The following is a 12326-nucleotide window of genomic DNA, read 5'->3' as shown; positions in this document are numbered from 1 at the left end:
CTTATGGTGGTTATGCCGAGGGTGTTCACCTCTTCCCATTCCGAACAGAGAAGTTAAGCCCCTCATGGCCGATGGTACTGCACTATCATGCGGGAGAGTAGGTAGCTGCCATACTTATTAAGAAAAGCCTTGGTGCCTTTGCACTAAGGCTTTTTTGTTTATTTATCCGGACAGATAAGCTGTTACCGGATCTCCGAAAATTTTATTTACGACGTATAAGTTCAATCAAACTTTCAACATATTATTTGCTCTAACAGCAAAAGATCTTATGGTGGTTATGCCGAGGGTGTTCACCTCTTCCCATTCCGAACAGAGAAGTTAAGCCCCTCATGGCCGATGGTACTGCACTATCATGTGGGAGAGTAGGTAACTGCCATACTTATTAAAAAAGCCTCAGTGTACAAACACTGAGGCTTTTTTGTTTATCGGGATATCTTCCTGGAAAATGTCTTTGTGAATCTTTCTCTTAATAACATCTCCCCGGAAAATACTACGGTTATCTACCTTTTGCCTGGTTATACCATTGTGCCAGGTTCACCGCTACTCCCATATTAAAGGCTACCGGTTGAAAATAGCTATTAACGTTATTTACACTGTTATTGTAATCATAGGTATCATTAAGCGGAACGGAAAACTGCAGCTGGGCCTGGAACTTCACATATTTATACCCCACACGTACTGTAAAAGCCGGTTCATAAAAACCTACTGGTTTATCGGCCACCCGGAGAAACTTATTTTTTTCGTCCGGATTGTTTTCAAACGCTTTAGTGCCCATACTGCTGTTGTAGAAATTGGCAATAGTAAAGCGACTGGTGAAAACAGTTTCCACTACCCGGTGTACATAGCCAATACTAGGTTGTATAAATACTTTGCTGAAGTGATTCCTAATAGTATAATCATTGAGATCCACACCGGAGCCAGTTCTATAGTCGGGCGCCAGGGTTTTGAAGCTACCGCCTCCATAACCGGCATATACATCAAACACCATTTTTTTGGAAGGGCCGAAAGGCTTAAAGTAGCCAGCACCACCTTCAATCATACCTCCGCGGGTAGTATTATCGAACAGATTGCCGTTGTCAGAGCGATCATTGTTATTCGTAGGGTCTGCAGCATTGAACCCATAGAGATATTGTCCACTGGCCATGATACCAATGTTGTCTGTTACGGCGAAGGCGCCTTGCAGATTGGTAGGAGTGATGCTGCCTTTGAATTCATATTTTTCTTTTAGTACCGGTGCATTGACCATGTTAGGTACATAAATGCGTTTACTACAGGCAGATAAGGTGATAATAACAGCGCATACAAGTGGTGCGTACAGAGACGGTTTCATAAAGTTGCAGGTCATATTGTTTTGTAAAGGTTATAACTGGGTTGATTCCCGTTTAATTAGTTCTACCGGGAATACATAGTTCCTGGTAACTTTCACACTTTCTTCGTGGTTGATTAGTTGAACAATTGTTTCTACTGCTTTCTGCCCCATGTTATACCCCGATTGTTCAATAGTGGTAAGCGATGGAGAGATAATACGGGAAGAGAGGTCGTTGGAATATCCAACCACCTTGATTTGCTGCGGTACAGCAATGCCTCGGTTCCTGGCTTCACGGATGAATGCAACGGCTGAACTATCATTTGCTGCAAACATGCCATCGGGCATCTTCTGCGCATCAAATAGTTGTTGAGCAGCGGTAGTAGCAGCGTCCATAGTCAGATCGTGGATATATACCAGCTGTTCATCGAACGGGATATTGTATTGGGCCAACGCTTCCTTGTAGCCAGCAAGCCTTTGTTGATAAAGGTTACAGGAAAGCAGGCCAGAGAAATGGGCAATGCGTTTGCAGCCTTGCTTTATCAAATGTTCGGTAGCCAGAAATCCGCCTTTAAAGTCGTCTCCGGTAATGGTATATCCCTGGAAATCTGCAGGCACCCGATCATAGAAAACCAGTGGAATATTGTTTTTTATAAACGGATTAAAATGATCGATGTTGGTGGTAAACATGGAAGCTACTGCCAGGAGCCCATCTACGCGGAGGGAGTAAAAGGTATGTACCAGCTCCTTTTCCATGGCTACTGTTTCGTCTGACTGGCCAATAACAATACTAAATCCATACTTGTGCGCTTCATGCTGGATACCGCTGATGGCGGTACTTTGAAAGTACATAGAAGTGCGGGGTACGATAAGTCCGAGGATATTGGACCTTTTTTTCCGGAGACTGGAGGCAATCCAGTTGGGAACATACCCCATTTCGCTGGCCGCCTGTTGTACTTTTTCACGTGTTTCCATATTGATTAATGGATTGTTCTGCAATGCACGTGAAACGGTTGATGCCGACAGGTTCAGTTGATGGGCGATATCGTATATCGTTATTTTGTTTGTCCTATCTTTCACTTTTTGAGGCTTCGTGAGTAAATAATGGAGCGATATTAAGCAATTTCCGGAAGAATTACGAGGCTTTGGGGTAGATGCTAAAGAAAGCCCCCTTTCCGGTTATGCGGGAAAGGGGGCGGTTATTTCGTGTATACCTCGTCGTTATTTAGGATCGAGGGCCTTGTTAATACGGGCAATGAGGTCCTGAACATGGCTGCGGGTCATGCCATCGCCACCGGTGGCAGCACGCAGTTCTGTTCTCAGGGCTACCAGCTGCGCACGGCCAATACTGGCAGCATCTGATTTGGATGGATTGGCAACACTGCCGAACATTATATTACCAGACGGAGCTGCAGGAGCCACGAGTTCTGTGAGGTTATCCACATAAGCGCGTTGCAGGTTTCTGCGATATACGTCTACTGGTTGGTGCGTGTATATTTCCGAGAAGATATTTTTCTTCAGGTCATTCAACATGTCGATTGCTGCATAAGCCTGGGCACCCTGGGCGGCTTCTCCACTTACCAGTTTATTGATGGTATTGGTGCTCATGAGACGATCCAGTATCGGTTCCTGGCGGGAAAGGATGAGGGAAACGCCATCTCCACCGAAGCGGCTTAACAGGTCCTGGTTGATCAGCCACTTAGGCGTGGTAAACAACTGTTTGTTCAGGAACTGGATAGCTTCTTTTTGGGTAGCTTTTGGAACGTACTCGTACACGGTACCGGATTGTTCTATAGTTTTAGGAGTTTCATAGATACCGCCTACGTTTTTAGCTACATGGCCCATGTAACGGCTAAATTGACCGGCTATTTCCTTATAGAGTTCAGAAAGGTTAGCATATCCTTCATTTTTCACGCTAGTCCAGGCCAGGAGATTTGGCATAATATATTGAAGATTTTTTATGCCGTATCCACTCGCAATCATAGCATTGTCGCCCAAATCCTCATTTTGTGACCTCGGATCATCTGGGTTGGACTCCGTACCAAACCAGTATTTCTTATCCTTCAGCTTTTCTACCGTCCATTTATTCAAGATGGGCGTTTCTGCTTCCGGTGATTTAGCTTCCGGCAGGAGCTTGTAACCCCATTCGATGGCCCATTTATCATAGTAGTTAATACGGGGATAGAGGTCGGCGCCGCTGATACCATCGCCAGGTTGCGCAACATAGTTAAAGCGGGCATAATCCATGATAGACGCGGCATGGCCGTTCTTTTTCACCCATTCTTTGTCACGCAGTTTTTCTACCGGGTAAGCGGAGCTGGAGCCGAAGTTGTGGCGTAATCCGAGCGTATGGCCCACTTCATGGGAGGATACAAAACGGATCAGTTCACCCATCAGTTCATCGCTGAACTGCATATTGCGGGCGCGGGTGTCGTTGGGAGAGGCCTGTACAAAGTACCAGTTGCGGAGTAAGCGCATTACGTTGTGGTACCAGTTGATATGGCTTTCGATTATTTCTCCGGAGCGAGGGTCATGCACGTGAGGGCCACTTGCGTTGGGTACATCAGAAGGTTTATAAACGATGGCGGAAAAGCGGGCATCTTCAATAGACCAGGTCGAATCTTCCTGTGGGGTAGGCGCCATTTTAGCGATGATAGCATTTTTGAAGCCTGCCTGTTCGAAAGCGGATTGCCAGTCATTTACGCCCATGATCAGGTATTTACGCCATTTTTCAGGGGTAGCAGGATCTATATAAAACACGATGGGTTTCTTGGGTTCTACCAGTTCCCCGCGTTTATATTTCTCTATGTCTTCCGGTTTCGGTTCCAGGCGCCAGCGGGTGATCATCTGGAGTCTTTTCACGCCTTGCGGATCGGCGTCAAAATCAGTTACGCTGGTAGTGAAGTAGCCTACGCGTGGATCGAAATAGCGTGGCTGCATGGGCACTTCAGGGAGTAATACAATGGAGCTGTTGAGTTCCACGGTAGCATTACCTCCCGGAGAGGGGGGCATACCCGGCCCTGCGGGGCCACCGCTTTTGCTATATGTTTTTACGGTTTTGATTTCGGTGTTTAACGGATAGGATTTTACATCAGAGATGTAAGACTTATCTGGTTGAACACCACCGAGTTTCAGCATATTTTTTACCTGGCCATCGAAGAAGAAGATGTCATTATCGCCGCTGAGATATTCCGTCATATCAATCACGGAACCTTTTTCGTTCTTGGACAATGCTTTCACATCGAAAGCAGCCACGATGGGCTGGAGGTTAGAGTTCCTTACAGAAGTAAACATTGGCTGGGTAGAGTCTTTGGATACTTCTGAGTAGGAGATATTTTTGAGGAAGATGCGATTGTTAGGTCCTTTTTCAAAGCGGATAACATTTTCGTTGATAATGTCGCCGCTAAATCCCATCATCATGGCACGCAGGCCTGCGGCGGATTTGGAGATCCTGTTTACCACGAGGATATCCCTGCCGAGGAGGGAGTCGGGGATTTCGAAGAAGAAGCGGTCGTCTAGTTTATAGATATTGAATAATCCAGAGTCGCTTTTGGCTTTGTCGGTAATGACTTCCGCGAAAGGTTTGGGGCCTTGTTTTGGGCCTGGTTTGATCATGGGTGCTTTACCGGTTGTATCTTTTGCTGGAGCAGGAGTAGTTGGCGAAGCATTTTTCGAATGTTTTTTTCGCTGTGCTGCAGCGGGCTGTAAAACTACAGTACTCAGGCAGAGTACTCCTGCCATGGCGAGTATCAGTTTGTGTTGAATGGGTTGGCTCATTACAGTTTGATAATTGGTTTTTGATAACTTGGGATGTTTTTTTAAAAACCTTTGCAAGTAAGTATATTAAGTATTAACTTATCAGGAAAATCCATAAGCGCAGTAAAGACTGTAGGAATGGAAAAAAAAAGAGCAAAACCGGGGGCTAAGCGTTTAAACACTAGTTGCGGTGGCAACTTTTTTTATGTAAGCATTTATTGTTATAGCAGATAATAATTTCATATGGAGGTGCTGGGGGATGGCGTGTTAGTTTCCGCGGCGGTATTGAGTTTCCACTTATGAGGACAGAATTTCCGGATGTTTTATTGCTAAATCCAATTAGCTTCGGCTGAAAGTGTTGACTGGCGCGGGAATAAATAAGTTCCCGGAATTGTAAGATTTCTGTTGGAACATTTGAATTTTTTCTTAAATTGTGCGTCCAACTTTGAAAAAAATCAAACGATTTCAATAATTGGGACAGTAACAATCAGTTGTGAGAACTGCAATATTGGTTTATTCGCTTATGTAAGTGTTTGCTCTAAAAAAATGAGTGGTTTAAAAGCCCTGTGATGGGGCTTTTGCGTGTGAAAGTTAATTTTTGTGGGTTTTTTTGAGCTGCACTTGTTTTTTTGGACCAACCTTATAACTTTGCGAATCACTGAATAAAACAGTAAATTGAGTGCTGAGGGGCATTCCATGGTAACAACAATCGTATTTAGTAACTTCTAACAAACAATAGTTTAATTTTTAACACTAAAATTTCAATCAACATGGCTGAGACTAAAACAACTGTGACTGCAGCTACAGCTAAGGCATCTTCTCATCAACCTAAAAAGTCATCCAACCTGTTCGCTGCGTTGGCTGTGCCTATCTGTTTAGTGATAGGTTTTCTGTTTTACTTTTTTGTATTAGGTAACCCAGCCAACTTCCAGGGTAACAATCCAGAGGGACATCCGATTGATTCTGGTATTGGTAAATGGTTTGGTACTGTGTACAAAGGTGGATTGATCGTACCTATCCTGATTTCCGTATTACTGGTATGTCTGACTTTCGTTATTGAGCGTTTCCTTTACCTGTCTAAAGCTAAAGGTAAATTCAGTGGTTCTGAGCTGGTGCGCAAAGTACAGTATCACCTGGCTAACCGCAATATAGATGCAGCTTTGGCTGAGTGTGACAAACAGAAAGGTTCTGTAGGTAACGTATTGAAAGCTGGTCTGAAGAAGTATAAAGAAATGGTGACTAACACCGAGCTGGATACTGAGCAGAAGATCCTGACTATCAAAAATGAAATTGAAGAAACAACTGCATTGGAACTGCCAATGATGGAAAAGAACCTGGTGTTCCTGTCTACCATTGCTTCCGTAGCTACCCTGTTAGGTCTGTTCGGTACAGTATTGGGTATGATCCGTGCGTTTGCGGCGATGTCTACCGGTGGTGCACCAGACTCTGCACAGCTGGCAGGTGGTATCTCTGAAGCGTTGATCAATACCGCTCTGGGTATCGGTACTTCCGCTGTAGCGATCATCATGTATAACTACTTTACTACCAATATCGATAGCATCACTTACGCTATTGACGAATCTGGCTTTACTTTAACACAGAGCTTCGCTGCTAACCACAAATAATTTTGAGATTATTTTGTGGAATTTGAGCGGTTTTGAATCTATTTAAAGTAAACCATAAAAAAGAGTAAAGATGCCTAAAGTTAAAATGCCAAGGAAAAGCACCAACATCGACATGACGGCGATGTGTGATGTGGCCTTCCTGCTATTAACTTTCTTTATGCTGGCAACTAAATTCAAGCCGGATGAGCCGGTAACAGTAGTTACCCCATCCTCCATAAACACAACCCTTTTACCTGATTCTGATGTGTTGTTATTCACAGTAGATAAGGACGGAAGAGTGTTTTTCAGCATGGATGGCCAGCCGAAAAGAAGAAAGCTGATAGAAGATCTGAATACGCAGTATCATCTGGGTCTGGACGAAAAAGAAATGAGAAACTTTGTAGTTGGAGCCAGCGTAGGAGCACAAATCAAAGACCTGAAGCAATACCTGTCTCTCAACGAAGAGCAACGTAAAACTGCTGGTCTGGATAAAGGTATCCCTACAGATTCTGCCAATGGTGAATTAGGAGCATGGATTGATTATGGTAACGCTGCACAGGGTACTAATCTGAACAAGGTAAAGTACTGTATCAAGGCGGATAACCAGACGCCATATCCTAAGATCAAGGAAATTCTGGATACTTTCAAAAAGAAGAAAATTCAGAAGCTGAACCTGGTTACTAACCTGGAAGAAGCACCTAAAGGCACTGCCGCCTGGGAAGAACAACAGGCAGCAGGACACAAAAAGTAAACGACAGCAACTACTTCCTGACCAGGAAGGCTGTTGATTTAAGAACTAAAAAAAATTGGCTACTATGGCAGAAATGGATACCAGTAGTAGTGGTGGAAAAGGGAAGAAACACGGTGGGACGAAATCCAAGAAACAGTCTACCCGTGTAGATATGACGCCCATGGTGGATTTAGGTTTTCTGTTGATCACCTTCTTCATGCTGACCACTACCATGTCCAAGCCCAAAACAATGGACTTGATCATGCCAAAAGATACCGAGAACGAAAAGGACCAGAATAAAGTAAAAGAAAGTACGGCCCTGACTATCTTACTCGGAAAAGATAATCGAGTTTATTATTACGAAGGTTTGGCACAAGACCCTAATGCTTCTGCTAATCCTGACTTCTTCAAAGCAACCAGCTTTGCTAATACCGGAGGAATCAGAGATGAGATCATTAAGAAGAGGGACGAAGTTGCTAAACTGAGAAATGCAAAAGGTGAACCAGAAGACGTGGTAGTAATTATAAAGGCAGATAACGATGCCAATTATAAGAATTTCGTTGATATCCTTGACGAAATGGCTATCAATAGAATACAACGTTATGCAACTGTAGACATCAGTGACCAGGATAAAAAATGGATACAGTCTACTGAAGCTGCAAACGGTGTAAAATAATCAGCCAGCTGCTAAAAGTTTTGTGGAATAATTATTTTTTTGCATCCATCATAAAACAACAACAATGGATTCTGCTAAAGTCTTAAAGTCCGATTTTCTTGATATCCTGTTTGACGGCAGGAATAAGGAATATGGGGCGTACGATTTGCGGAGACAGTATAATAAGCGTGTGCGGAATGCTATTTTGGGAACCGCGTCATTGTTTGTAATATTCTTTGCAACGTACATGATATCACAGTGGGTAAAAGCTTCTGAGGGAGATAACCTCAAGAAGCCGGTGATACAGGAAATTAAGATGGAGGATGTGAAGTTACCGGATGATCCGAAGACGCCACCTCCGCCTCCACCTCCGCCTGCGCCACCGCCACCAGTAAAACCGTCAGTACAATTTACTCCTCCGGTTATCAAGAAAGATAACGAAGTACCACCGGATGAGGAACCTCCTAAACACGAGGATATTAAGGACAAAGCCATCAGTACTAAAACTGTGGAAGGTGATCCAAACGGTATCGATCCAGGATTACTGGAAGATAGTAAAGGTACCGGTGTGGTAACCGCTCCAGCTGCTCCTGCGAAAGAAGAGATCTTCACCTTCGTTGAACAACCTCCAACCTTCCCCGGTGGTGAGGAAGCACTGGCAAAATACCTGAGCAAAAACATCCGTTATCCACGCGTTGCACAGGAAAATGGTATCTCAGGAACTGTATTCGTTCAGTTCGTAGTAGATTCTGAGGGAAACATTAAAGATGTAAAAACAGTAGGTGCCGCAAAAGGTGGTGGCCTGGAAGAAGAAGCTGTTCGCGTGGTGAAAACCATGCCTAAATGGAAAGCTGGTAAGCAGAATGGCCGCCAGGTTTCCGTACAGTTCAACCTCCCTATCCGCTTTACTTTGCAAGAGTAGTACTGTATAACATAGTTTTTCAAAGGTCCCGTTTCAACATCGTTGGAACGGGACCTTTGATTTTTGGCGGAATTGGTGATCGCCGCTATTGTGCGTAAATTTGTGTCCTTTGGGATATATTCATAAAGAAAATAAGGTATGCTGGGTAAATTAACCGGATTTGATGATACTATTGTGGCCGTAGCCACCGCACCAGGCCTCGGCGCTATTGCCGTAATAAGATTGAGCGGCCCTGCTGCCTATCGCATCTGTAATAGCTTGTTTCCTGCTAAAGACCTCACCCAGCAGGCCACCCATACCCTCCACTTCGGTAGCATTGTTGCCGAAGGCCATGTCATAGACGAAGTAGTGGTTAGCCTGTATAAAGGTCCCCGCTCCTATACCGGCGAAGATGTGATAGAAATATCCTGTCACGGATCTCCCTATATACAACAACAAATTATAGATGCCACTATTAAAGCTGGCGCCCGCCTGGCTAAACCAGGTGAATTTACCCAACGGGCTTTTTTGAATGGTAAGCTGGACCTTACCCAGGCCGAATCCGTTGCCGACCTCATTGCCAGCAATTCCGCCGCCTCTCACCAGACGGCCATGCAGCAAATGAGGGGTGGGTTCTCGAAAGAACTACATACTCTCCGCGAGCAATTAATCACCTTTTCCGCCCTTATTGAACTTGAGTTGGACTTTAGCCAGGAAGACGTGGAATTTGCCGATCGTAGTGGTCTGTATTCGCTTGTAATCAATGCCTCGGCTGTCGTTCAACATCTGATCGATTCTTTCCGCATGGGTAATGTGATTAAGAATGGGGTCAACACTGCAATCGTCGGTAAACCCAACGCCGGTAAATCAACCCTTCTGAATACCCTCCTCAATGAAAATAGGGCCATCGTGAGCGACATCGCTGGCACCACACGCGACACCATCGAAGAGGTTCTCAACATCGACGGTATCCTTTTCCGCCTCATAGACACAGCCGGCATACGCGAAAGCGTTGACACCATCGAAAGCATCGGCGTACAAAAAACCATGGAGAAAATCAAAGAAGCCGGCGTAGTCGTATACCTGTTCGATGTGAACGAACTAACTGCTACGGATATACGTCAGCAGATTGATAGTTTTGAAAATGACCAGGTCAACTACCTCCTCGTAGGTAACAAGACCGACATAACCGGAGAAGACGCCATCAAAACCAAATTCGCCGAATTCCCCGATATCCTTTTCATCTCCGCAAAAAATCATGCACACATCCAGGATCTCAAAGATGCCCTTGTACACAAAGTAATGGCCGGCGACATTAACACCGAAGATACTATCATCACCAATGCCCGCCACCATGCAGCGTTGCTGGAGGTGCACAAGTCGCTCAATGATGTAAAGACAGGCATGGACAATGGTTTACCTGGCGATCTGCTGGCGCTGGATATCCGGCTTTGCCTGCATTACCTGGGTGAGATTACCGGGGAAGTGACAAATGAAGATAGGTTGGATTATATTTTTAGCAAGTTTTGTATTGGGAAGTAGGGGCTTTCTTATACTTTTCTCTATTTTCATATTCTTTCCAAACGCAATGTAGTAAACGATTGTAGCCGGACAAATTTTTTATATTTCCCCCTGATTTTTTTGGTTTTGGACCCCCAAAAGTGTACCTTTCGAATAGTATAGAAAGAGGTACAGTATTCTCTGTTTTGGAGAAATGATGGCAGTAGTTGACAGTAGTAGACAGTTTTTAAATAGTAGACGACCCGGATAAGCATACCTCTTATAACCCGTATTTCTGTTTTTTAATAATTCCACATGAGCAGTAATATCAGAATAAGAAAGATCTGCGAACATTGTAATGAAATATTCGTTGCCCAAAAGACGGTTACCAAGTTTTGCTCACTTGAATGCGCAAGACGCAATTATAAACTCCGTCAAAAGAATAAAAAGGTAGAAGACTCCAATGTTGAAACCAAAGACAAAATGCTTCAATCAGCATTAGGCTCCCATGTTGTTTATGTTCCTATACAATTACCACCACAGGAACCCAGTGAGCTGGTAGACATTAAAGCCTTATCCGCTATCACCCGGATAAGTCAGCGTACCTTATTCCGGCTTATAAAAAACGATAACGAATTCCCACGGCTCCGCATTGGCCGTAGTCTTTTCTTTCACCGGCAAACAGTTATGAATTATATCATCACCAAATTCGGGAACAAATGAGAGGGAAGTTGCGCAAGAAGAAATTGAAAGGCGGGAAGCTGAGCTTATACATCGATTATTATCCGCCGGTATGGAATCCGCATAACAAGCGCTTCACCAGGCGAGAGTTCCTGAACCTGTATGTACACGCTAATCCTGTTACCCCTCTGGAGGTTAAGGAGAACAAGTTATATAGTGAAATTGCCGAGAAGATCTACATCAAACGCATGAAAGCATTAATGCTGGAGGAAAATGGTTTATTTAATAAAGATTCATTAGATGCTGATTTCTTTCTTTATGCAAAGAGTTTCATCCGGGAAAAGCAGCGAGAGAATGTTGATACCACTCATTATGAAACGGCCGTTAAATACTTACATAAATGGATGGGTGACCATTGTAAATTCAGGCATATAGATGAAATCTTTCTCCAAAAGTTCAAGCAATTCTTGTTAAATACACATTCCCTGAAATCCAAACATACAAAGCTATCGCAGAATACAGCCGCTTCTTACTATGATAAATTTACAATCATTGTGAAAGAAGCTTACCTGGACAGGTTTCTTCCGGAGGATTATACCATCCGGGTAAAACGGATAGGCAATATAGATACACACCGCCAGATACTGGACGATGCAGAATTGAAGTTATTAATTCAAAATCCAGTGGATGATGATACTGTTTTCAGGTCTTCCATTTTTGCTTTGCTCACTGGATTCCGCTTCAGTGCCATTAAAATATTAAAATGGAGTGATCTGCATTACTCCACTCCACTGGATTCATGGTATGCATACATTGTCGATCCTAAACCGGGCCGCTCTTTTAAGCATTACATCAGTAAACAGGCTTATACCATTCTTGGAGAGAAACCGGAGGGGGATGGCCTGGTATTCCCTGATCTTAATTATTCCCGGACACGTACAAAGTTGCAGGACTGGTTCAGTAGCGTAGGATTAAAAGATAAAGCCAAGTTCCATAACTGGCGGCACAAATATGCTACAGACCTTATTGAGAAAGGAGAAGATATATATGTAGTCAGCAAAATGCTGAACCACAAACATGTAAAAACAACCCAAATCTATGCGCAGGTGCCTGATGTAACAAGGGCCAAAGCCGCGAACAAGGCGATTTATGATCACTTAAACTGATGAATATGGCTTCAATAGAACAACGAT

Annotated in this window: 10 protein-coding genes and 2 rRNA genes; 9 read left to right on the top strand and 3 right to left on the bottom strand. The window is 43.9% G+C overall.

The annotated features are described in order from the left end of the window. Positions 1-2 precede the first annotated feature (2 nt). Together rrf (HGH90_RS30645) and rrf (HGH90_RS30640) are read left to right on the top strand one after the other, a co-directional pair. Positions 3-114 (top strand): 5S ribosomal RNA (rrf, locus tag HGH90_RS30645). 153 nt (positions 115-267) lie between these two features. Next, positions 268-379 (top strand): 5S ribosomal RNA (rrf, locus tag HGH90_RS30640). Positions 380-496: 117 nt separating this feature from the next. Here the strand turns inward: rrf (HGH90_RS30640) and HGH90_RS30635 are convergent. The 3 genes from HGH90_RS30635 to HGH90_RS30625 form a co-directional block, all read right to left on the bottom strand. Continuing rightward, positions 497-1330 (bottom strand): hypothetical protein, encoded by an 834-nt coding sequence (locus HGH90_RS30635; protein WP_168766165.1) that lies wholly within the window; start codon positions 1328-1330, stop codon positions 497-499. Positions 1331-1360: 30 nt separating this feature from the next. Beyond that, positions 1361-2386, bottom strand: coding sequence for a LacI family DNA-binding transcriptional regulator (locus HGH90_RS30630; RefSeq protein WP_168766164.1), 1026 nt, complete (start codon positions 2384-2386; stop codon positions 1361-1363). A gap of 141 nt (positions 2387-2527) precedes the next feature. Next, the gene (locus HGH90_RS30625) at positions 2528-5083 is read right to left on the bottom strand and encodes a zinc-dependent metalloprotease (protein WP_248277101.1); all 2556 of its coding nucleotides are present in this window, start codon (positions 5081-5083) and stop codon (positions 2528-2530) included. Between the two features lie 749 nt (positions 5084-5832). On the opposite strand from HGH90_RS30625, the gene HGH90_RS30620 reads away from it, so the two are divergent. The 7 genes from HGH90_RS30620 (at position 5833) to HGH90_RS30590 (ending at position 12299) form a co-directional block, all read left to right on the top strand. After that, positions 5833-6687 carry a MotA/TolQ/ExbB proton channel family protein gene (locus tag HGH90_RS30620; protein WP_145674423.1) on the top strand — a complete coding sequence of 285 codons (855 nt, stop codon included), beginning with the start codon at positions 5833-5835 and terminating at the stop codon, positions 6685-6687. Between the two features lie 70 nt (positions 6688-6757). Further along, positions 6758-7417 carry an ExbD/TolR family protein gene (locus HGH90_RS30615; RefSeq protein WP_168766163.1) on the top strand — a complete coding sequence of 220 codons (660 nt, stop codon included), beginning with the start codon at positions 6758-6760 and terminating at the stop codon, positions 7415-7417. A 64-nt stretch (positions 7418-7481) separates the two neighbouring features. Beyond that, positions 7482-8072, top strand: a complete 591-nt coding sequence (locus tag HGH90_RS30610) for an ExbD/TolR family protein (protein WP_145674411.1) — start codon at positions 7482-7484, stop codon at positions 8070-8072. 64 nt (positions 8073-8136) lie between these two features. Beyond that, positions 8137-8973, top strand: a complete 837-nt coding sequence (locus HGH90_RS30605) for an energy transducer TonB (protein ID WP_145674406.1) — start codon at positions 8137-8139, stop codon at positions 8971-8973. 138 nt (positions 8974-9111) lie between these two features. After that, positions 9112-10494 carry a tRNA uridine-5-carboxymethylaminomethyl(34) synthesis GTPase MnmE gene (gene mnmE / locus HGH90_RS30600; protein WP_168766162.1) on the top strand — a complete coding sequence of 461 codons (1383 nt, stop codon included), beginning with the start codon at positions 9112-9114 and terminating at the stop codon, positions 10492-10494. A gap of 273 nt (positions 10495-10767) precedes the next feature. Next, entirely contained in the window at positions 10768-11175 is a 408-nt protein-coding gene (locus HGH90_RS30595; RefSeq protein WP_169192716.1) for a helix-turn-helix domain-containing protein, read from the top strand. Then, positions 11172-12299 carry a tyrosine-type recombinase/integrase gene (locus HGH90_RS30590; protein ID WP_169192715.1) on the top strand — a complete coding sequence of 376 codons (1128 nt, stop codon included), beginning with the start codon at positions 11172-11174 and terminating at the stop codon, positions 12297-12299. The genes HGH90_RS30595 and HGH90_RS30590 overlap by 4 nt, the downstream gene beginning before the upstream one ends. Positions 12300-12326 lie beyond the last annotated feature (27 nt).

The sequence above is a fragment of the Chitinophaga sp. Ak27 genome (assembly GCF_012726295.1).
GTDB lineage: Bacteria > Bacteroidota > Bacteroidia > Chitinophagales > Chitinophagaceae > Chitinophaga.
This window is presented reverse-complemented; position numbering and strand designations above follow the sequence as displayed.

Coding starts and splice junctions, on each gene's coding strand:
- mnmE (WP_168766162.1), top strand. CDS start 9,112: ATGCTGGGTAAATTAACCGGATTTGATGATACTATTGTGGCCGTAGCC.
- HGH90_RS30625 (WP_248277101.1), bottom strand. CDS start 5,083: ATGAGCCAACCCATTCAACACAAACTGATACTCGCCATGGCAGGAGTA.
- HGH90_RS30635 (WP_168766165.1), bottom strand. CDS start 1,330: ATGAAACCGTCTCTGTACGCACCACTTGTATGCGCTGTTATTATCACC.
- HGH90_RS30615 (WP_168766163.1), top strand. CDS start 6,758: ATGCCTAAAGTTAAAATGCCAAGGAAAAGCACCAACATCGACATGACG.
- HGH90_RS30595 (WP_169192716.1), top strand. CDS start 10,768: ATGAGCAGTAATATCAGAATAAGAAAGATCTGCGAACATTGTAATGAA.
- HGH90_RS30610 (WP_145674411.1), top strand. CDS start 7,482: ATGGCAGAAATGGATACCAGTAGTAGTGGTGGAAAAGGGAAGAAACAC.
- HGH90_RS30590 (WP_169192715.1), top strand. CDS start 11,172: ATGAGAGGGAAGTTGCGCAAGAAGAAATTGAAAGGCGGGAAGCTGAGC.
- HGH90_RS30620 (WP_145674423.1), top strand. CDS start 5,833: ATGGCTGAGACTAAAACAACTGTGACTGCAGCTACAGCTAAGGCATCT.
- HGH90_RS30605 (WP_145674406.1), top strand. CDS start 8,137: ATGGATTCTGCTAAAGTCTTAAAGTCCGATTTTCTTGATATCCTGTTT.